33 protein-coding genes are annotated in these 24,425 nt (G+C 71.7%); 15 read left to right on the top strand and 18 right to left on the bottom strand.

All coding sequences use genetic code 11. The features are described 5' to 3' along the window. Positions 1–3 precede the first annotated feature (3 nt). Genes I4Q55_RS46795 through hisF form a run of 4 tightly spaced genes read right to left on the bottom strand, consistent with a single transcriptional unit; the run spans position 4 to position 1,860 of the window. The gene (locus tag I4Q55_RS46795; RefSeq protein ID WP_206797331.1) at positions 4–357 is read right to left on the bottom strand and encodes a DUF1304 domain-containing protein; all 354 of its coding nucleotides are present in this window, start codon (positions 355–357) and stop codon (positions 4–6) included. Then, on the bottom strand, positions 354–716 hold the full coding sequence (hisI, locus tag I4Q55_RS46790) for a phosphoribosyl-AMP cyclohydrolase (protein WP_004561853.1): 363 nt from the start codon (positions 714–716) through the stop codon (positions 354–356). Before hisI ends, I4Q55_RS46795 begins: the two co-directional genes overlap by 4 nt. Beyond that, on the bottom strand, positions 713–1,090 hold the full coding sequence (locus I4Q55_RS46785) for a hypothetical protein (protein WP_206797330.1): 378 nt from the start codon (positions 1,088–1,090) through the stop codon (positions 713–715). The genes hisI and I4Q55_RS46785 overlap by 4 nt, the downstream gene beginning before the upstream one ends. After that, complete coding sequence (hisF, locus tag I4Q55_RS46780) at positions 1,087–1,860, bottom strand: imidazole glycerol phosphate synthase subunit HisF (protein WP_206797329.1); 774 nt, start codon at positions 1,858–1,860, stop codon at positions 1,087–1,089. The genes I4Q55_RS46785 and hisF overlap by 4 nt, the downstream gene beginning before the upstream one ends. Positions 1,861–1,976: 116 nt before the next feature. Between hisF and I4Q55_RS46775 the strand changes: the two genes are divergently transcribed. The 3 genes from I4Q55_RS46775 to I4Q55_RS46765 all read left to right on the top strand — a co-directional run bounded on the left by I4Q55_RS46775 (position 1,977) and on the right by I4Q55_RS46765 (position 4,685). Continuing rightward, positions 1,977–3,149, top strand: coding sequence for a phytase (locus tag I4Q55_RS46775; protein WP_206797354.1), 1,173 nt, complete (start codon positions 1,977–1,979; stop codon positions 3,147–3,149). Between the two features lie 70 nt (positions 3,150–3,219). After that, positions 3,220–3,714, top strand: a complete 495-nt coding sequence (locus tag I4Q55_RS46770) for a SigE family RNA polymerase sigma factor (protein ID WP_206797328.1) — start codon at positions 3,220–3,222, stop codon at positions 3,712–3,714. Beyond that, positions 3,711–4,685, top strand: coding sequence for a hypothetical protein (locus I4Q55_RS46765; RefSeq protein WP_206797327.1), 975 nt, complete (start codon positions 3,711–3,713; stop codon positions 4,683–4,685). Before I4Q55_RS46770 ends, I4Q55_RS46765 begins: the two co-directional genes overlap by 4 nt. Here the strand turns inward: I4Q55_RS46765 and I4Q55_RS46760 are convergent. Then, positions 4,675–5,613: a hypothetical protein gene (locus I4Q55_RS46760; RefSeq protein WP_206797326.1), complete on the bottom strand. Its 939-nt coding sequence runs from the start codon at positions 5,611–5,613 to the stop codon at positions 4,675–4,677. The two genes, I4Q55_RS46765 and I4Q55_RS46760, sit on opposite strands and share 11 nt — an antisense overlap. Before the next feature lie 131 nt (positions 5,614–5,744). Here I4Q55_RS46760 and I4Q55_RS46755 point away from each other — a divergent pair, with 131 nt between their 5' ends. Both I4Q55_RS46755 and I4Q55_RS46750 read left to right on the top strand, forming a co-directional pair. After that, positions 5,745–6,311, top strand: coding sequence for a putative glycolipid-binding domain-containing protein (locus tag I4Q55_RS46755; RefSeq protein ID WP_206797325.1), 567 nt, complete (start codon positions 5,745–5,747; stop codon positions 6,309–6,311). Further along, positions 6,308–6,694 (top strand): PPOX class F420-dependent oxidoreductase, encoded by a 387-nt coding sequence (locus tag I4Q55_RS46750; protein ID WP_206797324.1) that lies wholly within the window; start codon positions 6,308–6,310, stop codon positions 6,692–6,694. Before I4Q55_RS46755 ends, I4Q55_RS46750 begins: the two co-directional genes overlap by 4 nt. On the opposite strand, the gene I4Q55_RS46745 is transcribed toward I4Q55_RS46750, so the two are convergent. Genes I4Q55_RS46745 through I4Q55_RS46735 form a run of 3 tightly spaced genes read right to left on the bottom strand, consistent with a single transcriptional unit; the run spans position 6,678 to position 8,195 of the window. Continuing rightward, entirely contained in the window at positions 6,678–7,154 is a 477-nt protein-coding gene (locus I4Q55_RS46745; protein WP_206797323.1) for a GNAT family N-acetyltransferase, read from the bottom strand. The two genes, I4Q55_RS46750 and I4Q55_RS46745, sit on opposite strands and share 17 nt — an antisense overlap. 49 nt (positions 7,155–7,203) lie before the next feature. After that, positions 7,204–7,545: a DUF1330 domain-containing protein gene (locus I4Q55_RS46740; protein WP_206797321.1), complete on the bottom strand. Its 342-nt coding sequence runs from the start codon at positions 7,543–7,545 to the stop codon at positions 7,204–7,206. Between the two features lie 56 nt (positions 7,546–7,601). Continuing rightward, entirely contained in the window at positions 7,602–8,195 is a 594-nt protein-coding gene (locus I4Q55_RS46735; protein WP_206797319.1) for a TetR/AcrR family transcriptional regulator, read from the bottom strand. 72 nt (positions 8,196–8,267) lie between these two features. On the opposite strand from I4Q55_RS46735, the gene I4Q55_RS46730 reads away from it, so the two are divergent. Beyond that, positions 8,268–8,840, top strand: a complete 573-nt coding sequence (locus I4Q55_RS46730) for a dihydrofolate reductase family protein (protein WP_206797317.1) — start codon at positions 8,268–8,270, stop codon at positions 8,838–8,840. Here I4Q55_RS46730 and priA read toward each other — a convergent pair. Together priA and hisH are read right to left on the bottom strand one after the other, a co-directional pair. After that, the gene (gene priA / locus I4Q55_RS46725) at positions 8,837–9,574 is read right to left on the bottom strand and encodes a bifunctional 1-(5-phosphoribosyl)-5-((5-phosphoribosylamino)methylideneamino)imidazole-4-carboxamide isomerase/phosphoribosylanthranilate isomerase PriA (RefSeq protein ID WP_206797316.1); all 738 of its coding nucleotides are present in this window, start codon (positions 9,572–9,574) and stop codon (positions 8,837–8,839) included. The genes I4Q55_RS46730 and priA overlap by 4 nt on opposite strands. Before the next feature lie 36 nt (positions 9,575–9,610). Continuing rightward, a complete protein-coding gene (gene hisH / locus I4Q55_RS46720) occupies positions 9,611–10,228 on the bottom strand; it encodes an imidazole glycerol phosphate synthase subunit HisH (protein ID WP_206797353.1) in 618 nt (205 codons plus the stop codon). 183 nt (positions 10,229–10,411) lie between these two features. Here hisH and I4Q55_RS46715 point away from each other — a divergent pair, with 183 nt between their 5' ends. The 3 genes from I4Q55_RS46715 (at position 10,412) to I4Q55_RS46705 (ending at position 12,466) form a co-directional block, all read left to right on the top strand. Next, entirely contained in the window at positions 10,412–10,588 is a 177-nt protein-coding gene (locus I4Q55_RS46715; RefSeq protein ID WP_206797315.1) for a hypothetical protein, read from the top strand. A 125-nt stretch (positions 10,589–10,713) separates the two neighbouring features. Continuing rightward, positions 10,714–11,886, top strand: coding sequence for an acyl-CoA dehydrogenase family protein (locus I4Q55_RS46710; protein ID WP_206797314.1), 1,173 nt, complete (start codon positions 10,714–10,716; stop codon positions 11,884–11,886). Between the two features lie 37 nt (positions 11,887–11,923). Further along, complete coding sequence (locus I4Q55_RS46705; RefSeq protein WP_206797313.1) at positions 11,924–12,466, top strand: NIPSNAP family protein; 543 nt, start codon at positions 11,924–11,926, stop codon at positions 12,464–12,466. Here the strand turns inward: I4Q55_RS46705 and I4Q55_RS46700 are convergent. Then, entirely contained in the window at positions 12,452–13,048 is a 597-nt protein-coding gene (locus I4Q55_RS46700; RefSeq protein WP_242547961.1) for an NUDIX hydrolase, read from the bottom strand. The genes I4Q55_RS46705 and I4Q55_RS46700 overlap by 15 nt on opposite strands. A gap of 80 nt (positions 13,049–13,128) precedes the next feature. On the opposite strand from I4Q55_RS46700, the gene I4Q55_RS46695 reads away from it, so the two are divergent. Together I4Q55_RS46695 and I4Q55_RS46690 are read left to right on the top strand one after the other, a co-directional pair. Beyond that, the gene (locus I4Q55_RS46695) at positions 13,129–13,314 is read left to right on the top strand and encodes a hypothetical protein (protein ID WP_206797312.1); all 186 of its coding nucleotides are present in this window, start codon (positions 13,129–13,131) and stop codon (positions 13,312–13,314) included. Positions 13,315–13,322: 8 nt separating this feature from the next. Next, entirely contained in the window at positions 13,323–14,456 is a 1,134-nt protein-coding gene (locus I4Q55_RS46690) for a hypothetical protein (RefSeq protein ID WP_206797311.1), read from the top strand. On the opposite strand, the gene I4Q55_RS46685 is transcribed toward I4Q55_RS46690, so the two are convergent. Together I4Q55_RS46685 and I4Q55_RS46680 are read right to left on the bottom strand one after the other, a co-directional pair. After that, positions 14,434–15,327 (bottom strand): transketolase family protein, encoded by an 894-nt coding sequence (locus I4Q55_RS46685; RefSeq protein ID WP_206797310.1) that lies wholly within the window; start codon positions 15,325–15,327, stop codon positions 14,434–14,436. The two genes, I4Q55_RS46690 and I4Q55_RS46685, sit on opposite strands and share 23 nt — an antisense overlap. Before the next feature lie 2 nt (positions 15,328–15,329). After that, on the bottom strand, positions 15,330–16,022 hold the full coding sequence (locus I4Q55_RS46680; protein WP_206797308.1) for a thiamine pyrophosphate-dependent enzyme: 693 nt from the start codon (positions 16,020–16,022) through the stop codon (positions 15,330–15,332). A 53-nt stretch (positions 16,023–16,075) separates the two neighbouring features. Between I4Q55_RS46680 and soxR the strand changes: the two genes are divergently transcribed. Together soxR and I4Q55_RS46670 are read left to right on the top strand one after the other, a co-directional pair. Further along, entirely contained in the window at positions 16,076–16,537 is a 462-nt protein-coding gene (soxR, locus tag I4Q55_RS46675; protein ID WP_206797307.1) for a redox-sensitive transcriptional activator SoxR, read from the top strand. Between the two features lie 34 nt (positions 16,538–16,571). Beyond that, positions 16,572–17,105, top strand: a complete 534-nt coding sequence (locus tag I4Q55_RS46670) for an RNA 2'-phosphotransferase (protein ID WP_206797306.1) — start codon at positions 16,572–16,574, stop codon at positions 17,103–17,105. Between the two features lie 326 nt (positions 17,106–17,431). On the opposite strand, the gene I4Q55_RS46665 is transcribed toward I4Q55_RS46670, so the two are convergent. After that, positions 17,432–18,025, bottom strand: a complete 594-nt coding sequence (locus I4Q55_RS46665) for a TetR/AcrR family transcriptional regulator (protein ID WP_206797305.1) — start codon at positions 18,023–18,025, stop codon at positions 17,432–17,434. A 205-nt stretch (positions 18,026–18,230) separates the two neighbouring features. On the opposite strand from I4Q55_RS46665, the gene I4Q55_RS46660 reads away from it, so the two are divergent. After that, positions 18,231–20,405 carry an MMPL family transporter gene (locus I4Q55_RS46660; protein ID WP_206797304.1) on the top strand — a complete coding sequence of 725 codons (2,175 nt, stop codon included), beginning with the start codon at positions 18,231–18,233 and terminating at the stop codon, positions 20,403–20,405. 49 nt (positions 20,406–20,454) lie between these two features. Here I4Q55_RS46660 and I4Q55_RS46655 read toward each other — a convergent pair whose 3' ends face one another. Further along, positions 20,455–20,613, bottom strand: coding sequence for a hypothetical protein (locus I4Q55_RS46655; RefSeq protein ID WP_206797303.1), 159 nt, complete (start codon positions 20,611–20,613; stop codon positions 20,455–20,457). Between the two features lie 17 nt (positions 20,614–20,630). On the opposite strand from I4Q55_RS46655, the gene I4Q55_RS46650 reads away from it, so the two are divergent. Further along, positions 20,631–21,353: an MBL fold metallo-hydrolase gene (locus I4Q55_RS46650; protein WP_206797302.1), complete on the top strand. Its 723-nt coding sequence runs from the start codon at positions 20,631–20,633 to the stop codon at positions 21,351–21,353. Here I4Q55_RS46650 and hisB read toward each other — a convergent pair. The 3 genes from hisB to hisD are packed head-to-tail and all read right to left on the bottom strand — an operon-like array spanning position 21,350 to position 24,368. Beyond that, a complete protein-coding gene (gene hisB, locus I4Q55_RS46645; protein ID WP_206797300.1) occupies positions 21,350–21,949 on the bottom strand; it encodes an imidazoleglycerol-phosphate dehydratase HisB in 600 nt (199 codons plus the stop codon). The two genes, I4Q55_RS46650 and hisB, sit on opposite strands and share 4 nt — an antisense overlap. Beyond that, positions 21,946–23,046: a histidinol-phosphate transaminase gene (locus I4Q55_RS46640; RefSeq protein WP_206797299.1), complete on the bottom strand. Its 1,101-nt coding sequence runs from the start codon at positions 23,044–23,046 to the stop codon at positions 21,946–21,948. Before I4Q55_RS46640 ends, hisB begins: the two co-directional genes overlap by 4 nt. Then, positions 23,043–24,368 carry a histidinol dehydrogenase gene (gene hisD / locus I4Q55_RS46635; protein ID WP_206797298.1) on the bottom strand — a complete coding sequence of 442 codons (1,326 nt, stop codon included), beginning with the start codon at positions 24,366–24,368 and terminating at the stop codon, positions 23,043–23,045. The genes I4Q55_RS46640 and hisD overlap by 4 nt, the downstream gene beginning before the upstream one ends. Positions 24,369–24,425: the final 57 nt, after the last annotated feature.

Here is a 24,425-nt window from a genome sequence, read left to right as displayed (position 1 = left end):
CCGCTACCGTGCGAGCAGGAGCGCGACGAGCGCCAGCGTGCCCGGGACCACCTGCACGAAGAGGATCTTCCTGCTGGCCGTCGCGGCGCCGTAGAGGCCCGCGACGATCACGCAGACCAGGCCGTACAGCTGGAGCTGGAACTCGCTCGCGACGAGGCCCCACACCAGCGCGAGGGCCAGGAAGCCGTTGTAGAGCCCCTGGTTCGCGGCGAGCGTCTTGGTCTGCTCCGCGAACTCCTTCGTCGTGCCGAAGCCGGCGCGGGCGCGGGCGCTCGTCCAGAGGAACATCTCCAGGACGAGGATGTAGAGGTGGATCAGGGCGACGAGCCCGACCAGGATGTCGGCGACGATGGTCACGCGTGCTCTTTCTCATCGGCCAGGAGGAGGCGTTCCTCGGTGTCGAAGCAGGTGTGCGTGCCGGTGTGACAGGCCGGGCCGGTCTGGTCGACGCGCAGCAGCACCGTATCGCCGTCGCAGTCGATCCGCACCTCGCGAACGTGCTGGTAGTGCCCCGACGTCTCGCCCTTGACCCACAGCTTCCGGCGGCTGCGCGACCAGTACGTCCCGCGGCGGGTGGCGAGCGTGGCGGCGAGGGCGTCGTCGTTCATCCAGGCCATCATCAGCACGTCGGAGGTGGCGTGCTCGACGACGACCGCGGCGATCAGGCCGTCGGCGTTGCGCTTGAGGCGCGCCGAGACGGCCGCGTCCAGGGTCATGCTTGCGCTCCCAGGAGGTGCCGCTTGAGCGGCATCGAGTTCAGCAGGACGAACGTGTAGCCGTAGCCCGCGAAGGACAGGCCGGAGAACAGCTTGTTGAACCACAGCTCGGCACCGAGCAGCAGGAACGCGTGCAGCAGCGCGAAGACGACGGCGACGACGAGGCCGCCGATCCGCGCGCTGCCCATCTTCAGCACCAGCCCGGTGGTGACGACGCCGCCGAGGATCAGCGCGAGCGCGGGCATCCGGTAGATGGCCAGACCCGCCCCGGCGCCGAGCACGGGCACCAGGTTGAGCAGCGCCCAGGCGATGGGCAGCCCGACCAGCAGGCCGGCGGTGACTTTCACCTCGACGGGTGCCTGCCAGGACTTCACCGGACCTCGACCCCGTCTTCGCGCAGGGCGTTCTTGACGTCCCCGATCTTCAGCTGTCCGAAGTGGAACACGCTGGCGGCGAGCACGGCGTCGGCCCCGGTCCGCACGGCGGGCACGAAGTGCTCGACGGCGCCGGCGCCCCCGCTGGCGATCACCGGGACCCGCACGGCCTTGCGGACGAGTTCGATGAGTTCGAGGTCGAAGCCGTTCTTCGTGCCGTCGGCGTCCATGGAGTTGAGCAGGATCTCCCCGACGCCGAGCTCCTCGCCGCGGGCGGCCCATTCGACGGCGTCGATCCCGGTCCCCCGCCGGCCACCGTGGGTGGTGACCTCGAAGCCGGAGGCGGTCGGCTCGCCGCCTTCGGGCACGCGCCGGGCGTCGACGGACAGCACGATGCACTGGGCGCCGAACCGCCGCGACGCCTCGCTGAGGAACTCGGGCCGCGCGATGGCGGCGGTGTTGATGCTGACCTTGTCGGCCCCGGTCCGCAGCAGCCGGTTGACGTCGTCGTTGCTGCGGACGCCACCCCCGACGGTGAGCGGGATGAAGACCTGTTCGGCGGTCCGGCGCACGACGTCGTAGGTGGTCTCGCGGTCGCCGGAGGAGGCCGTGACATCGAGGAAGGTGAGCTCGTCGGCGCCCTCGGCGTCATAGCGCCGGGCCAGCTCGACGGGGTCACCGGCGTCGCGGAGGCCGGCGAAGTTGACACCCTTCACGACCCGGCCCGCGTCGACGTCGAGACAGGGGATCACCCGCACCGCGACAGACATGCCCACCAGCGTAGTCAAGGGGTCGGGACCGCCGCCGATGGCACGGCCCGGCATCCGCTGTTCACGCCCCGGCCACCCGATTCGTCTAGGTTCCGCGCGTGCGCAGACTCCTTCCGGTGGCCGTGGCCGCCGTCTCCCTCCTGACCGCCTTCCCCGCGTCCGCCGCGACGCGCGATCCGGCGCCCGTCCTGCAGACCCAGGCCTTCGTCGACGACCCCGGCGCCACCCCCGCCAATGCCGATGCCGACGACCCCGCGATCTGGGTGCACCCGCACGACCCCGAACGCAGCGTCGTGCTCGGCACCCTCAAGGAGGGCGGCCTCGCCGCGTTCGACCTCGGCGCGCGGACCCTGCAGCTCGTCCCCGCCGGGCCGGGTGGACGGTTCAACAACGTCGACGTCGTCGGGGACCTGGCCGTCGTCAGCGACCGGGGCCGGGACCGCGTCCGCGTCTACCGGATCGACCCGGCGGGCTCGGCCGCCGGGTCGCACGTGCTGCGGGACGTCACCGATCCCGCCGCCGCACCGGTGTTCTCCGCGTCGGAGTCCGAAGTGGACGAGCAGCGGACCGCCTACGGCCTGGCCGCGGGCCGGGACCCGCGCACCGGCGTCCGGTGGGTCGCGGTGACCCGGCGGCACGAGACGCGGGTGGCGCTGCTGCGGCTCGTCGACCGGCCCGGTGGCACGGTCGGCACCGCCCCGATCGGCACCGTCGACCTGCCGTCGGCGTTCCGCCTCCCGGACGGCTCGAGCTGGTCGCCGTGCGAGGAGCCCGGCGAGGGACCGCAGCTGGAGGGCTCGGTCATCGACGGCCGCGTGCTCTACACCGCCCAGGAGGACGTCGGGATCTGGCGGATCCCGCTCACGTCCACCGGCTTCGGGCGGCCGGAGCTGATCGACCGCGTGCGGTCCTTCGGCGTCCCCCAGCGCTGGGACGCGGCTACCGAAGAGTGCGTCCCGGACGGCCCCGACCCCGGCTTCGGCGGCCGCTGGCTGACCGCCGACGCGGAGGGCCTCGCGGTGGCGAACGGCACGCTGCTCGCCTCCAGCCAGGGCGACTCGCGGTTCGTGGTGTACGGCAGGCACGTCCGTGACCTGCGGATCGTCGCCGGCCGCGGCACGGACTCGGTCGAGCACTCCGACGGCTCGGCGATCAGCACGGCCTACCTCGGCCGCCGCTTCCCGCACGGCCTGCTGGTGGTCCACGACGGTGAGCGCCGCCCGGCAGCCGGCGACCTCCCGGCCACGGGCTTCGCCTTCGTCCGGCTGGAGGAGGTCCTCGGCCGGTAAAAAAACTTCCGTCCGCCGTGCAGCGGCACGGCCCCCTCATGCGTCCACAAGGGTGACCGAGAGGACGCGTGTGACCTTCGAAGAGTTCGTGGCGGAGCGGCTGGACGGGCTGCTCCGCTACGCCACCGTCCTGACGAACGACCCGCACCTGGCGCAGGACGTCGTCCAGGACGTGCTGCTGCGTGCCCAGCAGCGCTGGAACGGCATCGCCGCGCCGCCGACCTACGTCCGGCGGATGGTCACCAACGAGTACCTCTCGTGGCGGCGGCGCGCGGTGCGCCGGATGGTGCCCAGCAGCCACGACGTCCTCGACGCGATCGGCCCGCCGGAAGCCGACCCGGCGGCCGCCTACGACGAGCGGGACGCCATGCTCGGCCTGCTCGCCACGCTGCCCCGCAAGCAGCGCGCGGCCATCGTGCTGCGCTACTACGAGAACTACACCGACGCCGAGATCGCCGCGGTCCTGCGGTGCGGCGTCTCCACCGTGCGCAGCCAGATCTCGCGCGCACTGGCCACCCTGCGGCAAGCCCCGCACGCGATCGTCACGACCGGAGCCCCCGAATGACCCGCAGCGAGCACGAGACCGAGACGCTGATCCGGGAGAGCCTGGACCGCCTGGCGGCGCGCGCTCCGGACGGGCAGGCCGTGCACGAGGCCCTCGCCCGCGCCGGCCGCGAGCCGCGGCCGTCGACCCGGCTGGCGCTGGTGGCCGCCGCCGTCGTCGTGCTGGTCGTCGGCGTCGTCGCGGGGACGCAGGTGCTGACCCGGCCGGACCTGACGCCGGCCGCGAGCCGCCCGGTGCTGGGCTACAGCCCGGAGTGGCTGCCCGGCGGCTTCACCGAGCAGTACCGCGAAGGCGGGCCCGGGATCACCCCGCAGGTCCGCCGGTGGCTCGCCGGCCCGGCCTCGATCACGCTGCTGGCGTACTCGACGGACGACCCCGAGTGGTCACAGACCGCGCTGAAGATCGCCGCGATCAAGGACCAGGTCGTGGTGAACGGCCGGGTCGGCATGGTGACCGGCTCGGGCAGCACGGCGCAGCTCACCTGGCTGGCCGACGGCAAGCACGTGCTGCGCGCGTCGCTCGCCGGGATCCCGGACGCCCGCGAGGTCGCCCAGCGGATCGCCGACTCGGTCGCCGCCACACCGGTCGGCGTCCGCGGTGAGCTGCGGTTCGGCCCGCTGCCGCCGGGACTGGCCGAACGCTCGGCGGCGGTGCGGGGCACCGGCCCCGGCGACGCGAGCACCGAGCTGACCGCGGCCGACCCGGCCCGGCCGGCGGTCCCCGTGGTGCGGGTCGCCGCCGGCGCGGGCTCCCCCGGCCTGACCGGCGCCGCCCCGGTGACCGTGCGCGGCGGGCAGGGGTTCTTCGTGGCCCGGCAGAACGGGTGGGACGCGGTGGTCGCGACCCAGCTGCCGTCGGGGCGCTGGCTGACGGTGTCGGGGCCGCGGCCGCAGGCCGAGCTGGTCGCCATCGCGAACGGCGTCCAGCTCGACCCGGCACCCGACTACCGCTGGCTCGGGACTACCAGCTGATCATCGGGAACCAGATGATCCCGAGCCTGCCGAGCACCCGGACGTCCCAGTAGAGCAGCGTGAACGTGCCGCCGACCAGCAGGGCGACGCCGGTCACGGTGGCGACCCGCGCCGGCTTCGCGGCCAGCCAGCGCTGGACGCGCCCGCCCGTGGCGTAGGTGAGAACAAGGAACAGCACCGCCATGACGACGATGTTGCCGAGCGACTGCAGCGCGAACGCGGCGGCGCCGTAGAAGACGTTGTGCTGCTCGGCGGCGTCGCGGAACATGATCCGGAACAGCGGGTACGGCCGGCCGATGAGGAACCCGCCGATGAGCGCGCCCATGAGCACGAGCGGCGCGGCGGGGTGGCGGCGGGTGAAGTTCTCGAAGGGGTTGCGGAGGATGCCGAGGGCGATCAGGCCCATCAGCACGAAGACCAGGCCGACGATGCCGAAGGCGATCATGGACTGGATGCTGCGCGGGGAGAGCCCGGCGGTCCGCGCGGTGGAGAACTGCGGCATCCGCGTGCCGACGAGCGCGACGATCACGCCGTAGACCACCGACACGGTGAGCATGCCGGCGGAGATCCAGCCGAGCGGCTTGAGCGCGTTCCGCTTCCCGCCCGCCTGGTCGCCCACCAGCGGCGCGACGGCCCCGAACGCGGCGATGTTGCAGGCGGTGAACGACCCGGCGAGGCCGGAGACGAACGCGAAGAGCGTCCCGGCGAGGACGCCGCTGATCGGCGTCGCCTTGGCGTCGTGGCCGAGGAGGCCGTTCGCGACGCTGTCCCCGATCACGGAGTCGACGAACGGCGCCGACCAGATGGTGGTCAGCACGAACCCCGCCACGATCGCGGCGACGGCGATGGCACCCCGGCGCGCGGGGTACGGCCCGGCGCCGAAGAAGCCTGCTTGCGGGTGAACCGGAACTTGCTGTGTGACCGCCATCGAAGCCCTCCAGGATGCGGGAATGCAGCTCACGAAGCGTTGCAGGCTCAGGCGTTGAAACGCTTCGGCCAGGCGTGTGGGGTTTTGGCGCCGAAAGGCCTAGGCACTTTTCCCGCCGGTTACCGTGGGCCATGACCTTCCCCGGCAGCGCCGCCTGGCGGCACGAAGACGCCCGCACCGGCTTCGAAGTGACCCGGTTCCGCCGCCACGAAGGCGGCTGGCTCGTCGAGGGCGCCACGAGCGCCGTGGAGGACGGCGTCGCCTGGGCGGTGCGGTACTCCCTCACCCTGAGTCCACAGTGGACCCTGCGCTCGGCGCGGATCGGCGGGCTCGGCGCCCGGGAACTGACGGTCGAAGCGGACGGCCACGGACGCTGGCGGCTCGACGGAAAGCCCGCGCCACACCTGGACGGCTGCCTCGACCTGGACCTCGAGGCGTCGGCGATGACGAACACCTTCCCGGTGCACCGGCTCGCCCTGCCGGCCGGCGCCCGGGCCGAGGCGCCCGCCGCCTACGTCCGCGCGGCCGACCTCGGCGTCGACCGGCTGGAGCAGACCTACGAGCACCTGTCGCCCGGCCGGTACGGCTACGCGGCGCCGGCGTTCGGCTTCGCGTGCGTCCTCGAATACGACGACACGGGCCTGATCACCCGCTACCCCGGCATCGCCGTCCGCCACCCGGCTACGGTGGACGCATGACCTCCGAGACCGACCGCCTCGCCGCCGAGCGCTACGTCGTGCTGACCACGTTCCGGCGCGACGGCCGGGCCGTGCCGACCCCGATCTGGGTGGCCGGGCGCGACGACGAGCTGGTGCTGTGGTCGGAGCGCGCGGCCGGCAAGGTCAAGCGCATCCGCAACAGCGGCCGGGTCGAGGTCCAGGCCTGCGACGTCCGCGGGCGGAAGACACACGGCGCGAAGGTGTCCGGCCAGGCCCGGCTGCTGGACGCCGCCGAGACCGAGCAGGCCCGGCGCGCGATCGCCCGCAAGTACGGCGTCGTCGGGCGCGTCACGATGTTCTTCTCGAAGCTGCGCGGGCCGGCGGACCGGACGGTCGGCATCGCGGTCAAAGTGGACGGCTGAAGCTGCGGAAGCCGCGCCGCAGGTAGTTCGGCAGCGCGTTCGGGTGGTCGAGCGTCGAGGTGTGCAGCCAGACGCGCCGCGTCCCGGGCAGCGCCCACGCGTCGGCGACGACGAGGGTGAGCGCGAACCCGCCGAGTCCTTTCCCGACGAACTCCGGCAGCAGGCCGAACGTGGTGATCTCGACGTCGTTCCCGGGCTGTGGCTCGAAATCCGCCGCGCCGGCGATCTCGCCCCGGTACTCGACGATCCGGTATTCGCGGTGCGGCGCGGCGAGCCAGCGGTCCCAGCCGTCGTCGCCGCGGGTGACGCTCGGCCAGCGGTACGGCGTCCCGATCCGGACGTGCAGCTCGCGGATCAGCGGCCCCGGCCCGGTGGTCCGCAGCCCGACCCCGTCGACGAGCGGAGCCGGGTTGAGCTGGTCGGCGGCGGTCATTTCGAGCTGGGTGACGATCTCCTCCACCCGCGGCAACCTACGACGGCCGCGGGCCGCTGTCAGCCGCTTTTCGGCCTCATGCGGCGGCGCGCAGGGCGGCCGCCATGGCGGCGGAGTCGTGGTCCGGCCCGCAGCCCTCGACCACGATCAGGTCGCCCGGGATGTGGTCCGCGCGCAGCCGCAGGATTTCGCGGTAGGCAGGAGAGGCGTACCACTCGTGCGCCGCGGCGAGGCTCGGGAACTCGATGAGCACGAGCCCGCCGGCCCACTCGCCTTCCATGACGTGCACCGGCGCGCCGTGCACGAGGAACCTGCCGCCGTACGGGTCGAGAGTCGCCTGGATGCGTTCGAGGTACTGGAAAACCTCCTCCGGCAGCACGGCGGGCGGGCGCAGGTGGGCGAGTCCGTAGGCGGTCATGGCGTTCCTTCCGTTGTCCTGGAAACCAGCCTGTCCGCTCGACGGCACGGCGTCGATTACGCCGGAGGTAATGCCGGCTGCCCGGCCAGCAGGCGTTCCACCAGCGCCGTGACGAGGTCGCGGCGCTCCGCTTCGGTGAACAGGTCCGGCAGCGTCAGCCGTTCCATGATCAGCCAGTTGAGCGCCAGCCACAGCAGGACCACCATCGTGCCGTCGCCGGGCAGGCCGGACTTCTCGTGGTACTCGACGTTGAAGTCGACGTCCGCGCGGATGCGGCGGGTCAGCACGGCCCGCAGCTCCGGACGGCGCGTGGCCTCCAGCCGCAGTTCCAGCAGGGCCAGGAAGCCCGTCGGGAAGGCGGCCACGCGGTCGACCAGCTCGTGCATCAGCTCCGTGACGCGGGCCCGGTCGCGCGATCCCGCCAGGCCGTCCGCGAGAACCGCTTCGTCGACCAGACGCTCGTACACGCGCTCGCCCGCGTGCGTGAGGATTTCGTCACGGCTGGAGAAGTAGTTGGACGTCGTGCCGGCCGGCACCCCGGCCTGCTGGTCGACCGCGCGGAAGGTGAGCCCGCGCGCGCCTTCGCGGGCCAGGACCTCGATCGAGGCGTCGAGCAGGGCCGCCCGCCGCTGGGGGTTGCGTCGCACCATGTTGACACCACTCCAGATGTAGTACTACGGTTCGGACCACTTCAGTCAAAGTACTACATCCGGAGTTGATCCGTGCGCAAGCTCGTCTACTTCATCGGCGTCAGCATCGACGGCGTGATCGCCGGACCGGGCGGCGAAACGAACTTCCACCCGCTCGCCCCGGACATGGTCGCCCACGTCCGCGCGGAGTTCCCGGAGACCATGCCGGTCCACATCCGGCCGCTCATCGGGATGGCCGAGGACACGCCGAACCGGCGGTACGACACGGTGATCATGGGCCGGGGGACCTACGCGGTCCCGCTGGCCGAAGGCGTCACCAACCCGTACCCGCACCTCCGGCAGTACGTCGTCTCGCGGTCGCTGACCGAGGCGGACCCGGCGATCACGCTGGTCCCCGGCGACCCGGCGGCGCTCGTGCGCCGGCTCAAGGCCGAAGAAGGCCTGGACATCTGGCTGTGCGGCGGCGCGGACCTGGCCGGGCACCTGCTGCCGGAGATCGACGAGCTGGTGGTGAAGTCCTACCCGGTGGTGGCGGGCGGCGGGGTACCGATGTTCAGCGGCGGCTTCGGGCCGCGCGGGTTCACGCCGGTGGAGGTGCTGACGTTCACCCACGGCGGCACGATCACCACCTACCGCGCGGACTAGACCTTCGCGACCGCGGCCAGCGCCTCGGGCAGCGTGAACGCCCCCGCGTACAGCGCCTTCCCGACGATCGACCCCTCGACGCCGTCGGACGCCAGGCCCGCCAGCGCGACCAGGTCGGCCACGCTCGACACCCCGCCGGACGCGATCACCGGCGCGTCGGTGCGGGCGACGACGTCACGCAGCAGCTCCAGGTTCGGGCCGCGCAGCGTGCCGTCCTTGCTGACGTCGGTGACGACGTACCGGGACGCGCCGTCGCGGTCGAGGCGCTCGAGGACGTCCCACAGGTCGCCGCCGTCGGAGGTCCAGCCGCGGGCCGAGAGCCGGTGGCCGGCCTCGGTGATCCGCACGTCGAGGCCGATCGCGACGCGGTCGCCGTACTCGCCGATGACCCGGGCGGTCCACTCCGGGTCCTCGAGCGCGGCGGTGCCGAGGTTGACGCGCCGGGCCCCGGTGGCCAGGGCGGCCTTCAGCGACGCGTCGTCGCGGATGCCGCCGGACAGCTCGACCTGGACGTCGAGCGTGCCGACGACCTCGGCGAGCAGCTCGCGGTTGCTGCCCTTGCCGAAGGCGGCGTCGAGGTCGACCAGGTGGATCCACTCGGCGCCGTCGCGCTGCCAGGCGAGCGCCGCTTCCAGCGGGCTGCCATAGGAGGTCTCGGTGCCGGCCTCGCCCTGGACGAGTCGCACGGCCTGGCCATCGGCCACATCAACGGCGGGAAGCAGCGTGAAAGTCACGCGGGTAACTCTAGGGCGGAGCCCCGGATCACCCGGTCAGAGGGTCGCCAGCCAGTTGCGCAGCAGGTGCGCCCCGGCGTCGCCCGACTTCTCCGGGTGGAACTGGGTGGCCCACAGCGGGCCGTTCTCCACCGCGGCGACGAAGTCCTCGCCGTGGTGCGCCCAGGTGACCTTCGGCTCCTGCCCGGCCAGGCCGTCGAGCTCCCACTTGCGCGCGGCGTAGGAGTGCACGAAGTAGAACCGCTCGGCCGGGTCGAGCCCGGCGAACAGCTGCGAGTCCGCCGGCGCGCGCACGGTGTTCCACCCCATGTGCGGCAGGACGTCGGCGTGCAGCCGGTCGACGACGCCGGGCCACTCGCCGGTGCCCTCGGTCTCCTCGCCGTGCTCGACGCCGCGGGAGAAGAGGATCTGCATGCCGACGCAGATGCCGAGCACCGGCCGCCCGCCGGCGAGGCGCTTGCCGATGATCCGGTGCCCCTGCACGTCCAGCAGCCCCGCCATGCAGGCGGAGTAGGCGCCGACACCGGGCACGACCAGGCCGTCGGCTTCGACGGCGGCATGCGGGTCGGCGGTGACCTCGACGTCGGCCCCGGCGCGCGCGACGGCGCGTTCGGCGGAGCGGAGGTTGCCGGAACCGTAGTCGAGGATCACCACACGAGACACGCCACCCAGCGTAGCCGCAGGCCCCGGCACACTCGAACGAATAGGGCCTGCCACACAGTGGTCGACGGCCGGAAAAATCTTGGAGAACCCCGTTTGAGCGGTCCCCGCACCGGGTATCAAGTCACCCGATCGTGTGCGCTCAGCCCGGCACGACCGGACGCCAGGGAGGCGAAGATGGCCGAGGACGATCTGCTGTCCCAGATGCTGCACGCCTGGCGCGACGACATCGAAAGCGTGCCGTTCCCGCAGTTCAGCGAGCTGCTGATCCCGCGGCAGCAGGTCCGGTCCCGGTGCACGCCCGGCACGTCTGCCGCCCGCGTGACGAACGCCACGCGGAGAACAGACGCCTGACTGTGGTTTCCTGCGGTGGCCGCATCGACGCGTCCACCGGGAGTCCTCATGAGTGAGCCTGCGAACGAATCATTCAACACTGCGCTCCGGGCTCAGGCCGCGCCGAGCGCCAGCGAGGTGCGCGCATGAGCAGTGCCCCTGACCCGCACGACTTCCTCGACCTCGACGCCGGGCTCGCCGAGGACGAACGCGCCATCCGCGACGCCGTCCGCGCGTACGCGAAGGACAACCTGCTGGACCACGTCGCCGGCTGGTACGAAACGGGCGCGCTCCCTGCCGCGGAGCTGGCGAAGGGCTTCGGCTCGCTCGGCCTGCTCGGCATGCACCTGGAGGGCTATGGCTGCGCCGGCACCAGCGCCGTCGCCTACGGCATCGCCTGCCGCGAGCTCGAGGCCGTCGACTCCGGGCTGCGCAGCTTCGTCTCGGTGCAGGGGTCGCTGGCGATGTACGCGATCCACAAGTGGGGCAGCGAAGAGCAGCGGCAGGAGTGGCTGCCGCGGATGGCGACCGGCGAGGCGCTGGGCTGCTTCGGGCTGACCGAGCCGGACGCGGGCAGCGACCCGGGCTCGATGCGGACACGCGCGGTGCGCGACGGCGCCGACTGGGTGCTGTCGGGCACGAAGATGTGGATCACCAACGGAACCGTCGCCGACGTCGCCGTCGTCTGGGCGCAGACCGACGACGGGATCCGCGGCTTCGTCGTCCCGACGTCGACCCCGGGCTTCACCGCGAACGAGGTCAAGCACAAGCTGTCGCTGCGGGCGTCGTTGACGGCGGAACTGGTGCTCGACGGCGTCCGGCTGCCCGCGTCGGCGGCGTTCCCCGAGGTCCGCGGCCTGCGTGGGCCGTTGTCGTGCTTGAACGAGGCGCGCTACGGGATCCTGTTCGGCGTCGTGGGCGCGGCGCGCGCGTGCTACGAAGCCGCGTTGGAGTACACGCTTTCGCGGTCGCAGTTCGGGAAGCCGCTCGCCGGGTTCCAGCTGACCCAGCACAAGCTCGCCGACCTGGTCGTCGAGGTCAACCGCGCCGGGCTGGTGGCGCTGCAGATCGGGCGTCTGAAAGACGCCGGCGCCCTGCACCACAACCACGTCAGCTTCGGGAAGATGGCGAACGTCCGGTCGGCGCTGGACGTGGCCCGGACGGCGCGCTCGATGCTGGGCGCCAACGGGATTTCCCTGGAGTACCCGGTGATGCGGCACATGGCGAACCTCGAGACGGTGCTGACGTACGAAGGCACCGAGGAGATGCACGCGCTGTCACTCGGACAGGCGGTCACGGGGCTCGCGGCGTTCCGCTGATCCGTTTTTGTCGGTGGTGGCCGCTAGCGTTCGCGGCATGACTGCTTCCGACTTCGAAACCGTCCTGGAGCTTCGTCGCTACACCCTGCACCCGGGGCGGCGCGACGAGCTGATCGAGTTGTTCGAGCGCGAGTTCGTCGAGCCGCAGGAGGCCGCGGGCGCGCACTTGTTCGGGTTGTTCCGCTCGCGGGCTTCGCCGGACGAGTTCGTGTGGCTGCGCGGGTTCCGCTCGATGGAGGCGCGCAAGGAGGCGCTGGAGCGGTTCTACTCCGGCCCGGTCTGGAAGGCCCACCGGGCAGCGGCGAACGCGACGATGGTCGACTCCGACAACGTGCTGTTGCTGCGCCCGGTCCGTCGCGGCCTGGCGGCGCCACCACCGGGCGCGGGTCTGCACGTGACGATCTCTTCGCCCACGCCCCCACCGGAGTCCGCGTTCGCGGCGTTCGAGACGGAGCCGTCTCCGAACACCTTCCCGCAGCTGCCGGTGCGCACCGACGGGCCGTTCTCGGTGTGGTTCAGCCGCGCCGCCTCGGCTTCGTCTTCGGAGTTGATCCCCACCACGCGGTCACTGATCCGCTGAGAGGAGTTCGATGAGCCCTTCGGGGTAAAGGATCTTGCGGCGGTCGCGGAACTCGGCGAGGTCGACCCACCGCGCGCTGGCGGGTTCGTCGAGGATTTTCATCTCGTCGCACTCGTACCGGCTCGGGTCGGCGAACTCGGCGGCGAAGACGAAGGCGATCTCGTGCCCGGGCCGGTCCTGCCAGGTGAAGACGTTCTCGAGCACGCCGAGCCGCCTGCCGACGGTGATCGCGGCGCCGAGTTCTTCGAGGAATTCCCGCTCGAGAGCTTCCTTGCTGCTTTCCCCGAACTCGATCCCACCCCCGAGCGGCCGGCAGAAGGTCTGGCCCTTGACGTGGTCGTGCGCTTCGAAGACGAGAAGGGCGTCCCCCCGCCGGATGACGGCGAGCACGATCGGCCGGATCGATGGCATGCCGGTGACGCTATCGACCCGCGCCTCCCGCAGCACGAGCCGTCCCACCCACCCGGCCCCGGCGACGGCGAGCACCCCGACGGCCAGCCAGGCCCACCGCGCCCCGAACACCCCGGCCACAGCCACGACCACGATGCCCACGGCGGGCACCACCCAGGGCGAAAACCCCATCCCCACCCCGTCCCACGAACCTCGACTGGGCCTGAATGCTGGCCTAACATGGTCGGATCCTGGAGGGCGGGGTGAGGCGGATGCGAAGATTGCGTTTCGTTCGCCGGATCACGCAGCTGACGACCAATCCCCCGCCGACGCTTCCCGGCCACCGGCGCCGCCGAGCCGGGCAGACCTGCCCGCAGTGCGGCAACCTCGTCCGGCGGGAGGGCGACCGGGACTGGTGCCCGGTCTGTGAAGAGTACGTCGACGAGATGCGCGGCTAGGCGCGGCGATGGCGAGCCCCTCACTTCCGGCGGTCGCCCTCGACCTGGCCGGACGGATCGGTCGCTACTTCAACGTCGTCAGCGTGGTGCCCGCGCTCTTCCTCACCGCGTGGACCACCGCCCTGGTGACCAGTGACGCCTGGAAGGCCGCCCCGGACCTGCGGCTGATGGTGCACCGCCTCGCGGGCATCAACCTGGCCGGCGCGGTGTGGCTGGTCCTGACCACCACGATGTTCGCCTTGTTCCTGCACCCGCTCCAGCTGGGCATGACCCGGCTTCTCGAGGGCTACTGGGGAAGTTCGTGGCTCTCGCGCATCCTCCTGCGGCGAGCGATCACTCACCACCGCAAGCGGCGCTCCAAACTGCACCGCCGCTACGCGAAACTGGCCGCCGCACGAGACGAAATCCTGCTGGGCCAGCTGGTGGCCAGGTACGAGGAAAAGCGCGCGAAGAACAAGAAACACCAGGGAGATCCCCGGTCCTGGGCGCCGGATCGGCTGGAGCAGGCGCTGACCGGGCAGCTCGCCGACGACAAAGCCCATGCGGTCACCGGGCTGCACGCCGCTTCGGCCGCGGCCGACATCGCCTTCGACCGCTACCCCGAGGCCTCGCGGGTGATGCCGACCCGGCTCGGCAACGCGCTGCGCTCGGGGGAAGACACCATCGGCTCGCAATACGGGCTCGACGCGATCCTGACCGCGCCGCACGTCGCCTTGATCGCGCCCCCGGAGCACGTCGGCTATCTCCAGGATGCACGCCAGCAGCTCGACACCGCGGTGCGGCTGTGCGTGGTCGCGCTGATCGTCACCGCTGAAACCGCTGCCTGCCTTCTTTTGGACGGTTGGTGGCTGTTCGTCGCGCTGGCGCCGTACCTGCTCGCGTGGATCGCCTACCGTTCCTCGGTCGCCGCGGCCGACCACTACATGGCGATCGTCGGCACGGTGCTCGACCTGAACCGGTTCAAGCTCTACGAAAGCCTGCACGTGAAGCTGCCGATGAACACGGTCGAAGAACGGTGGAACAACCGGAAACTGATGGCGATCCTCGAGCGGCGGAAGAATGCGAACGTCCGCTACGAACACCCCGCCGCCGGTACCCCCAGCACCGGCGGCACCGCTCCTACTCCCCCAGGAACTCCCTGATCGACAGCCCGAGCGACCCCGCGTCCAGGCCGTGCGCCAGATCGTGGTCCGCGATCCCGCCGTACATCCTGACCTCCGCGTCCCGCCGGACGCCCAGCGACCGCAGCCGGTGCGGCACGTCCGAAAGCGCCTCCGCCACCCACGCCGCCGACGTCCCCGCCAGGTACGGCTCCACCAGCACCACCGAAGCCGCCGACGAAAGCACCGCCGAACGCAGGCCGGCTCCGTCGAACGGGCGGATCGTCGACGCGTACAGCACCGTCACGTCCAGGCCCGCCGTCGCTCGCAGCACGCGGTCCAGCACCGGGCCCACCGCCACCACGACGCCGCGAGACCCCTGCCGCACCCGGGTGAAACCCACCCCCAGGTGTGGGGAAGCGTTTTCCTGCGCCGAAAGCCGCAGGTAGACACGGCCGTCGCCGGGGATCGACTCCAGCAGGTGGCGTTCGGCCTCCGCCGGGTGGCCCGGCACGTGGACCGTCCAGCCCGGCAGCGAATCGATCAGCGCGACGTCGCCCGGGGACTGGTGCGTGCGCCCCGCCGTCGACATGTCGTACGACGCTCCCCACGACACCAGGACCCCGCCCACCTCCTGGTGCGAGAAGTCCAGCTTGATCTGCTCGAAGGCGCGCTCGACCAGGAACGACGGGAACGTGTGCACGATCGGCCGCAGTCCCGCCAGCGCCAGGCCGGCGCCCGTGCTGACCAGCAGCTGCTCGCGGATCCCGACGTTGATCACCCGGTCCGGGTGCCGCCGCGCGACGTCGGCGAGCTGCGCGGCCGAGATGTCGGCCAGCACGACCGCGACGTCCGGGTCGGCGTCGACGATTCGTTCGGTGGCGGCGAGGAAGGTTTCCCGCATCGGCAGCATGTTCACTCCTTCGGTTCGACGACGGCGACCACGGCGAGCGGCCGGCCGGGGTGAGGGGCGGTGAAGGCGTCGTACAGCGCGTCGTGGTCGCGGCCGGACACCGTGCGGGCCTCCCAGCCTTCGACGGCGAAGCGGCGGGCGAGGCCGTCGGGCCAGCCGCGCGTCGACGACTGGTTGTCGATCACCACGGTGGTCAGGTTTTCCAGGCCCTCGCGCGCCGCGACGACGATCGCCTCGTGGTTCGAGCCCTCGTCGAGCTCGGCGTCGCCGACGAGGGTCACGACTTTCGCGTGCGTCAGGCCGCGGGCGCGCAGGCCGAGCGCGGTGCCGAACGCGATCGGCAGGCCGTGGCCGAGCGACCCGCTGGAGATTTCGACGCCGGGAACGCGGCGGCGGTCGGGGTGGTGGCCCAGCCGCGACACCGCGTCGGCCCACGTCGCCAGCTCCGCTTCGGCGATGAAGCCTTTCGCGGTGAGCACGGCGTAGTACGCCATCGGCCCGTGCCCTTTGGACAGCAGGAAACGGTCGCGGCCGGGCTCGCGGAAGTTCGCGGGCGTGACGTCGAGCACCCGGTCGTAGAGCACCCACAGGACGTCCAATGTGGACTCCGCGGCAGCGTGGTGTTTTTCGTCGCCGGTCATCAGGGAGATCAGCCGGGGCAGGTCGGCGTAGCCCGGTTCGGTCACAGTGGTCATGCATCCGACGATGCAACCTCGACTAAACTCGAAGTCAAGGATAACCTGGCCGGGTGACCAGGCTCGCTGAACATCTCAGCATCGGACAGGTGGCGGAACGCAGCGGGGTTCCGCACACGGCATTGCGGTTCTACGAGGAGAAGGGGCTGATCAGTTCGGAGCGCTCGGCGGGCAACCAGCGCCGCTACGCGCGTTCGGTGCTGCGCCGGATCGCGTTCATCCGCGCCGCACAACGGGTCGGGCTCTCGCTCGAGGACATCAGCTCGGCGCTGGCGACGCTGCCGGAAGACCACGCCCCCACGAAGGCGGACTGGGCGCGCCTGTCCCGCGACTGGCAGCACGAGCTCGACGCCCGGATCGACGCCCTGCAACGCCTTCGCGACCGGCTCACCGGCTGCGTCGGCTGCGGGTGCCTGTCCCTGCGCAGCTGCGCGCTGTACAACAACGACGACGAGCTGGCCCGCTTCGGGCCGGGCGCGAGCAAACTGCGTCCCGCGGTCGAGGGCGGCATCTAAAGGAGTTGCGCGCGGGGAGGATGCTGAGGAGGCAATGAACGAACAAGAAGTGATCCGCCTCTCGAAGCGGCTGGCGCGGCACCTGCGCCACGACCCCGCCGCCCTCGGCCTGACCCTCGCCCCCGGCGGCTGGGTCGCGGTCGACACCCTCGTGCGCGCACTGTCGATCACCCGCGAGGAACTCGACGAAGTCGTCGAGAAGAACAACAAGCGCCGTTTCGCGTACGACGAAACGGGCACGCGCATCCGCGCGAGCCAGGGCCACAGCGTCACGGTCGAGCTGGGCCTGCCGGACGCGCCGCCACCGCACGTGCTGTACCACGGCACGGTGGCGAAGTACCTCGACGCGATCTTCCGCGAGGGCCTGCGCCCGATGAACCGCCACGCGGTCCACCTGTCGGCAACCCCGGAGACGGCCCGGACGGTCGGCGCCCGCCGCGGAAAGCCGGTGATCCTCCGCATCGACGCGGCCGCGATGGCCGCGGCCGGTCACGCGTTCCAGGTGAGCGCCAACGGAGTCTGGCTGACCGCCTCGGTCCCCCCGCCCTACCTGACCCACCTCACCTGACCCCGAGATACCCGCCCAATCACGCGAGATACCCCGCCAATCACGCGAGATGCCCGCCCAAGCACGCGAACCGACTGTCCAAGTACGCGAGCCGACCGCTCAAGTACACGCGACTCGCGTGGTCAGAACTCGTGTGATCGCGGGCGGAACTCGCGTGCTGGGGACCGGAACTCGCGTACCTGGAGGCGGGATTCGCGTGCTTGGCGGGGCATCTCACGTGACCGGGGAGGCATCTCACGTGACTGGGGAGGCATCTCACGTGACTGGGGAGGCATCTCGCGTGACTGGCGGGGCATCACGTGTGACTGGGGAGGCGGCTTGCGTGGTTAGAGGGACGACACGGGGGTGAGGGTTCGGCGGCGGGGGCGGCCCAGGAGGCGGCGGCCCACGTCCAGGAGCTCCGCGCGCAGTTCCTCGTCGCCCAGGCCGGCCAGGTCCGGGGAGCCGCCCGCCATTGCTATGCCCGTCAGGGCCACCATGGCGTTGACGCGGGCCGTCGTGTCCGGGTTGGGGCCGGAGAAGATGCCGAGGAGCGCCTGGCCGAAGCCCTCCGTGCCGCCGTGGGCCGACTTCTCGATCGCGCGGGCGATGCCCGGATCGCTCGAAAACAGCGCCACCAGCGCGCGGTGGCGGATCACCAGGTCGACGAACCCCTCCAGCAACAGATCCACCTGCGCGCCCCGGCGCTTCTGGGCCGCCGCTCGGCGTACCAGGTCGTCCAGGTCTCGCACGCCCGGCTCGGCCACCGCCTCGGTGATCTCCGCCTTCGTCTTGAAGTGGTAGTACACCGCCGCCTTCGTGATCCCCAGCGCGTCGGCGATCATCTGCAGCGACGTGCCCTCGACCCCGTGTTCGGTGAACAGCCGCAGCGCGGTCTGCAGCAATCGGGTCCGGGTGTCCTCGGCCGGGCCGGCGGTCATTCTTCCTCCTCAGCAGCCGTCGGAGCCTACGTCACGCCTTGTCGATCGGCAAACCGCCTTACTAGCCGAACGGCTAGGGATCCACCTTGCTGTTCGGCAAGTCACATACTTGCCGATCGGCTTGGAGTCTCCCTTGCCGATCGGCTAGCTTGACAAGGACCCTATGGAGTGAACTGACCCCGTTCGGGCGAAACGGAGCTGACTCGTGGCGACCTTCCTGTACCGGCTCGGCCGGTTTTCCTTCCGGCGCAGAGCGCTGGTCGCGGCCGTCTGGGCGGCGGTCCTGGTGGCACTGGGCCTGGGCGCGCTGACGCTGTCGGGCCAGCTGTCGAACTCGGTGACGATCCCCGGCACCGAGTCGCAGCGGGCGATCGACCAGCTCACCGAGAAGTTTCCGCAGGCCAACGCGGGTGGCGCCACCGCGCGCGTGGTCATCGAGGCTCCGGCCGGGACCACGGTGACCGACGCCAAGGGCAAGGCCGCCGTCGAAGCCCTCGTCGGGCAGCTGAAGACGGCGCCGAAGGTCGCCGCCGTGGTCGACCCGTTCCAGGCGCAGGCGATCTCACCCGATCAGCGCGTCGCGCTCGCCCAGGTCAGTTACGGAGCGAAAGCGTACGAACTGACCGACGACGACCGTCAGGCGCTGCTGGACACCGCGAACGCCGGCCGCGCCGCCGGGTTCACCATCGAGTTCGGCGGTGATGCCGTGCAGGGCGTGCCCGCGACCGGCGCCACCGAGGGCCTGGGCGTCGCCGTGGCCGCCGTCGTGCTGGTGATCACGTTCGGCTCGCTGCTCGCGGCCGGCATCCCGCTGCTCACCGCGCTGATCGGCGTCGGCACCGGGATGGCGGGCATCTTCTTCGCCTCCGGGTTCCTCGAGCTGAACTCGAACACGCCGGTCCTGGCGCTGATGATCGGCCTGGCCGTCGGCATCGACTACGCGCTGTTCATCGTGTCGCGCTACCGGCACGAACTCGGCATCGGCCGCGACCCCGAGGAAGCCGCCGGCCGCGCCGCGGGCACCGCCGGGTCCGCCGTCGTCTTCGCCGGGCTCACCGTCATCATCGCGCTGGCCGGCCTCACCGTCATCGGTATCCCCTTCCTCGGCCAGATGGGCGTCGCCGCGGCCGTCACCGTCGCGATCGCCGTGCTCATCGCCCTGACGCTGCTGCCCGCGATCCTCGGCTTCGCCGGTTCCCGGGTCGCCGGCGGCCGCATCCGGCTGCGCCGCAAGCCGGTCGAAACGACGCACGGCGAGCGCTGGGCGCGGTTCGTCGACCGGCACCGGATCCCGGTGCTGCTGGTCGCGCTGGCCGGGATGGCCGTCGTCGCGCTGCCCGCCCTGGGCATGCAGCTCGGCCTGCCCAACGACAGCACCGCGGCGCCGGAGTCGACGCAGCGCAAGGCGTACGAGATCGCCAGCCGCAGCTTCGGCGAAGGCTCCAACGGGCCGCTGCTGGTCGTCGTCGACGTCTCGCAGAGCGCCAACCGCCAGGCCGCCCTCGGCCAGGCCGCGGCCGGCATCCAGAAGCTGCCGGACGTCGCCGCCGTCACCCCGCTGCGCCTCAACCAGGCCGGCGACACGGCACTGCTCACGGTGATCCCGAAGAGCGGCCCGAGCAGCACGGAGACCGAAAACCTCGTGGCCGCGATCCGCGCCGAATCGGGCACGCTGGACGCGAAGCTGTCCGTCACCGGCCAGACCGCGGCGAACATCGACGTCTCCGAGAAGCTGTCGGACGCGATGCTGCCGTACCTGGCGCTGATCGTCGGGCTGGCGTTCGTGCTGCTGATGCTGGTGTTCCGCTCGGTGGTGGTGCCGCTGAAGGCGACGATCGGCTTCCTCGGCTCGGTCGCGGCGACGTTCGGCGCGGTGGTCGCGGTGTTCCAGTGGGGCTGGCTGACGGACCTGCTCGGCGTCTCCTCGACCGGCCCGATCATGAGCATGCTGCCGATCCTGCTGATCGGCGTGCTGTTCGGGCTGGCGATGGACTACCAGGTGTTCCTGGTGACGCGGATGCGCGAGGAGCACGTCCACGGCGCGGAGCCGCAGGAAGCGATGGTGACGGGCTTCCGCCACGGGGCGCGCGTGGTGGTCGCGGCGGCGCTGATCATGATCAGCGTGTTCGCCGGCTTCGTCCTCGCCGAGTCGTCGCTGATCCAGTCGATCGGCTTCGCGCTGGCGTTCGGCGTGCTGGTGGACGCGTTCGTGGTCCGCATGACGCTGGTCCCGGCGGTGATGTCCCTGCTCGGCCGCGGCGCGTGGTGGCTGCCGAAGTGGCTGGACCGGATCCTGCCGGACGTCGACGTCGAGGGCGAGAAGCTCACGAAGCACCTCGACGAGCCCGAGGAGCGGGAGCTGGTCGGCGCGAGCCGCTGATTTCCGCGCGAAGGCCCTCTCGGTACGCCGAGGGGGCCTTCGCCGTTTCTCAGCTGGAGAACCAGAAGATGGCGCCACCGATGGCGAGGACGGCGGCGATACCCAGGACCACGGCCAGGAACTTGGCCGTCTTCCAGGTCGAATAGACGCCGCCGACCAGGAACCCGCCGAGGGCGAGCAGGAGCACGCCGACCACACCACTGTTCACGCCGGTTAGGGTGCCACATGCCCATGGAACTGATCGTGCTGGGCAGCGCGAGCCCCTATCCGCGGCCCGGCGAGCCGTGTTCCGGCTACCTGGTACGCGGCGGCGGAGCGACCGTCTGGCTCGACGCCGGCCCCGGCACCCTCGCCGCGCTTCAGGAGCACACCGCGCTCACCGACGTCGACGCCATCTGGATTTCGCACCTGCACGCCGACCACGTCGCCGACCTGCTGCCCGCCGTCTACGCGCTGCTCTTCGCCGAGCTGCGGCCCGCGAAGCCGATGCCGCTCTACGGGCCGCCGGGGATCGGCGAACGGCTCGGTGCGTTCCTGAGCAACACCGGGCCGGCGCCGATCGGGCAGGCCTTCGCCGTGCACGAGCTGCACGACGGTCACTTCGCCGAGGTCGACGGCCTCACCCTGGCCACCAGGGCGGTCGAGCACGGCTTCCCGGCGTTCGGCGTCCGCGTCACCGACGGCGCCCGGGTGCTGGCCTATTCCGGCGACACGGGCCCGTGCGCGGCACTCACCGAACTGGCCGGCGGCGCCGACCTCTTCCTGTGCGAGGCCGACGTGCCGACGCCGTCGCCGGTGCACCTGACCCCGGAGGACGCGGCCCGCGCCGCCCACGCCGCGGGGAAGCTCGTGCTCACCCACATCGGCCCGTTCCTCGAGCCGGCCGAGGCAGCCGGCCGCGCCGGAACCGACGCGGTCGCCACGCCAGGGACCGGGTACGAGGTTTAGAGGACGCCCTTCGTCGAGGGGATGCCGCCCGCGCGCGGGTCCGGCTCGGTGGCCGCGCGCAGCGCCCGGGCCACCGCCTTGTACTCCGCCTCCGCGATGTGGTGCGGGTCGCGGCCGTGGATCACCCGCACGTGCAACGCGATCTGCGCGTGGAACGCCAGCGAGTCGAACACGTGCCGGGTCAGCACGAACGGGTAGTTGCCGCCGATCGTGAACGTGGTGAACTGCTCCGGCTCGCCCACATGGACGCAGTACGGCCGCCCGGAGACGTCGATGGCCGCGTGGGCCAGCGTCTCGTCCATCGGGATCCAGGCGTCGCCAAAGCGGCGGATGCCGCTCTTGTCGCCCAGGGCCTGGCGGATCGCCTGGCCCAGCACGATCGCCGTGTCCTCCACCGTGTGGTGGGCGTCGATGTGGACGTCGCCCGTGGCCTCGATCTTGAGGTCCAGGGAGCCGTGGACGCCGAACGCCGTCAGCATGTGGTCGTAGAACGGGACGCCGGTCGAGATCTCGACCTCGCCCGTTCCGTCCAGGTCCAGCTGGACGGCGATCGAGGACTCCTTGGTGGTCCGTTCGACCTTGCCGATGCGGGTCATCGCGAGACTTCCTTACTCGCCTCGAGGAAGGCGTCGTTCTCTTCCGGGGTGCCGATGCTCACGCGCAGGTGACCGGGGATGCCCGGGTCGCGGATCAGCACCCCGCGATCCAAATAGGACTGCCAGGCCGCCGACGGGGACGCGAACCGTCCGAAGAGGACGAAGTTCGAGTCGCTCGGCACCGGGTCGTAACCCAGGCCCGCCAGCGCTTCCACGACGCGGTCGCGCTCCGCGGCCAGCTTGTGCACACTGTCCAAAGTGGCGTCCGCGTGCCGCAGCGCCGCCCGCGCCGCCGCCTGCGTCAGCCGCGACAGGTGGTACGGCAGGCGCACCAGCTGCAGCGCGTCGACCACCGCCGGCGCCGCCGCCAGGTAGCCGAGCCGGCCGCCCGCGAAGGCGAACGCCTTGCTCATCGTGCGCGACACGATCAACGACGCCGGGTAGTCCGCCAGCAAAGAGACCGCGCTCGGCTGCGACGAGAACTCCGCGTACGCCTCGTCGACGACCACCATGCCGGTGGCCGCGTCGAGCAACGAGCGCAGCTCGTCGAGCGGGATCGACCCGCCCGTCGGGTTGTTCGGGCTGGTGACGAACACGATGTCCGGCCGCTTCGAGCGAACGAGAGCGGCCGCCGCGGCCGTGTCGAGCGTGAAGTCGTCGCGGCGCGGGGCCGGAACCCACTCGGTGCGGGTGCCCGACGCGATGATCGGGTGCATCGAGTACGACGGCTCGAAGCCCAGCGCGCTGCGCCCCGGCCCGCCGAACGCCTGCAGGATCTGCTGCAGCACCTCGTTGGACCCGTTGGCGGCCCAGACGTTCGCCTCCGACAGCACCACCCGCGTCGACACGCTCAGGTAGTCGGCCAGGTCCTGCCGCAGCCCCACCGCGTCGCGGTCGGGGTAGCGGTGCAGTTCAGCCGCCTCCGCGCGCACCGCCTCCGCCACGTCCGCGACCAGCGCGGGCGGCGGCGGGTACGGGTTCTCGTTCGTGTTCAGCCGGACCGGGACGTCCAGCTGCGGCGCCCCGTACGGCGACTTGCCGCGCAGGTCGTCCCGCAGCGGCAGCTGGTCCAGAGTGACCTCTTCGCCGATCGTCATCGGACCGAACCTCCGAAGCGCGCGGCGACGGCCTCGCCGTGCGCGGGCAGGTCCTCGGCGTCGGCCAGCGCGACGACGCGGCCGGCGACCTCGCGCAGCGCCTCCTCGGAGTAGTCCACGACGTGGATGCCCTTGAGGAAGCTCTGCACGGACAGGCCCGAGGAGTGGCGGGCGAACCCGCCGGTGGGCAGCACGTGGTTGGACCCGGCGCAGTAGTCGCCGAGCGACACCGGGGCGTACGCGCCGACGAAGATCGCGCCCGCGTTGCGGACCCGGGCCGCCACCGAACGCGCGTCCGCCGTCTGGATCTCCAGGTGCTCGGCGGCGTAGGCGTCGACGACGCGCAGCCCCTCGTCCACTGTGGACACCAGGATGACGCCGGACTGCTTGCCGGACAGGGCTTCGGCGACCCGCGAGCTGTGCTTCGTCGCGGCGACGCGGCCGGTCAGCTCCTTGTCGACGGCGTCGGCCAGCTCGGGCGACGTCGTCACCAGCACGCTCGCGGCCAGCGGGTCGTGCTCGGCCTGGCTGATCAGGTCGGCGGCGACGTGCACCGGGTCGGCCGTCTCGTCGGCGAGGATGGCGATCTCGGTCGGCCCCGCCTCGGCGTCGATGCCGATCAGGCCGCGCAGGAGGCGCTTGGCCGCGGTGAGGTAGATGTTGCCCGGCCCGGTGACGACGTCGACCGGGGCCAGCTCGGCGCCGTCGGTGTCCGTGCCGCCGTACGCCAGCAACGCGACGGCCTGCGCGCCGCCCGCCGCCCACACCTCGTCGACGCCGAGCAGCTCGGCCGCGGCGAGGATGGTCGGGTGCGGCAGGCCGTCGAACGCGGCCTGCGGCGGCGAGCAGACGACCAGCGAGCCGACGCCGGCGATCTGCGCCGGGACGACGTTCATCACCACGGTCGACGGGTACACCGCCAGCCCGCCCGGCGCGTACAGCCCGACGCGCTCGACCGGCACCCACTTCTCGGTGACCGTGCCGCCCTCGACGACGGTGGTCGTGACGTCGGTGCGGCGCTGCTCGGCGTGCACCTTCCGGGCGCGGGTGATCGACTCCTCCAGCGCCGCGCGCACGGCCGGGTCCAGCTCCCGCAGGGCCTGCATCAACGCGGCACGCGGCACCCGCACGGCGGCCGGGCGGACCTGGTCGAACCGCTCGGTGTACTCGAGGACGGCTTCGACACCGCGGTCACGGACCGCCTCGACCACCGGGCGCACGTGATGCAGCGCCGCGTCCACGTCGTATTCGGCGCGAGGGAGCGTGGCGCGCAGTTCGGCGGCGGTCGGGACCTGCCCACGCAGGTCGGTGCGGTTCAACATGACCACCAGGGTACGAGGTCACGCCCAGCGGGTTTTCAGCGATACTCCCCGGTGACG

It is taken from the genome of Amycolatopsis sp. MtRt-6 (assembly GCF_017308975.1).
GTDB lineage: Bacteria > Actinomycetota > Actinomycetes > Mycobacteriales > Pseudonocardiaceae > Amycolatopsis.
Note: the sequence above shows the minus strand (reverse complement) of the source record. Positions and strands in the feature narration are given on the sequence as shown.

Coding starts and splice junctions, on each gene's coding strand:
- hisI (WP_004561853.1), bottom strand. CDS start 716: ATGACCCTGGACGCGGCCGTCTCGGCGCGCCTCAAGCGCAACGCCGAC.
- hisF (WP_206797329.1), bottom strand. CDS start 1,860: ATGTCTGTCGCGGTGCGGGTGATCCCCTGTCTCGACGTCGACGCGGGC.
- I4Q55_RS46765 (WP_206797327.1), top strand. CDS start 3,711: ATGACCCGCAGCGAGCACGAGACCGAGACGCTGATCCGGGAGAGCCTG.
- I4Q55_RS46760 (WP_206797326.1), bottom strand. CDS start 5,613: ATGGCGGTCACACAGCAAGTTCCGGTTCACCCGCAAGCAGGCTTCTTC.
- I4Q55_RS46755 (WP_206797325.1), top strand. CDS start 5,745: ATGACCTTCCCCGGCAGCGCCGCCTGGCGGCACGAAGACGCCCGCACC.
- I4Q55_RS46750 (WP_206797324.1), top strand. CDS start 6,308: ATGACCTCCGAGACCGACCGCCTCGCCGCCGAGCGCTACGTCGTGCTG.
- I4Q55_RS46740 (WP_206797321.1), bottom strand. CDS start 7,545: ATGACCGCCTACGGACTCGCCCACCTGCGCCCGCCCGCCGTGCTGCCG.
- I4Q55_RS46735 (WP_206797319.1), bottom strand. CDS start 8,195: ATGGTGCGACGCAACCCCCAGCGGCGGGCGGCCCTGCTCGACGCCTCG.
- I4Q55_RS46715 (WP_206797315.1), top strand. CDS start 10,412: ATGGCCGAGGACGATCTGCTGTCCCAGATGCTGCACGCCTGGCGCGAC.
- I4Q55_RS46710 (WP_206797314.1), top strand. CDS start 10,714: ATGAGCAGTGCCCCTGACCCGCACGACTTCCTCGACCTCGACGCCGGG.
- I4Q55_RS46705 (WP_206797313.1), top strand. CDS start 11,924: ATGACTGCTTCCGACTTCGAAACCGTCCTGGAGCTTCGTCGCTACACC.
- I4Q55_RS46700 (WP_242547961.1), bottom strand. CDS start 13,048: ATGGGGTTTTCGCCCTGGGTGGTGCCCGCCGTGGGCATCGTGGTCGTG.
- I4Q55_RS46695 (WP_206797312.1), top strand. CDS start 13,129: ATGCGAAGATTGCGTTTCGTTCGCCGGATCACGCAGCTGACGACCAAT.
- I4Q55_RS46690 (WP_206797311.1), top strand. CDS start 13,323: ATGGCGAGCCCCTCACTTCCGGCGGTCGCCCTCGACCTGGCCGGACGG.
- I4Q55_RS46685 (WP_206797310.1), bottom strand. CDS start 15,327: ATGCTGCCGATGCGGGAAACCTTCCTCGCCGCCACCGAACGAATCGTC.
- I4Q55_RS46680 (WP_206797308.1), bottom strand. CDS start 16,022: ATGACCACTGTGACCGAACCGGGCTACGCCGACCTGCCCCGGCTGATC.
- I4Q55_RS46670 (WP_206797306.1), top strand. CDS start 16,572: ATGAACGAACAAGAAGTGATCCGCCTCTCGAAGCGGCTGGCGCGGCAC.
- I4Q55_RS46665 (WP_206797305.1), bottom strand. CDS start 18,025: ATGACCGCCGGCCCGGCCGAGGACACCCGGACCCGATTGCTGCAGACC.
- I4Q55_RS46650 (WP_206797302.1), top strand. CDS start 20,631: ATGCCCATGGAACTGATCGTGCTGGGCAGCGCGAGCCCCTATCCGCGG.
- hisB (WP_206797300.1), bottom strand. CDS start 21,949: ATGACCCGCATCGGCAAGGTCGAACGGACCACCAAGGAGTCCTCGATC.
- I4Q55_RS46640 (WP_206797299.1), bottom strand. CDS start 23,046: ATGACGATCGGCGAAGAGGTCACTCTGGACCAGCTGCCGCTGCGGGAC.
- hisD (WP_206797298.1), bottom strand. CDS start 24,368: ATGTTGAACCGCACCGACCTGCGTGGGCAGGTCCCGACCGCCGCCGAA.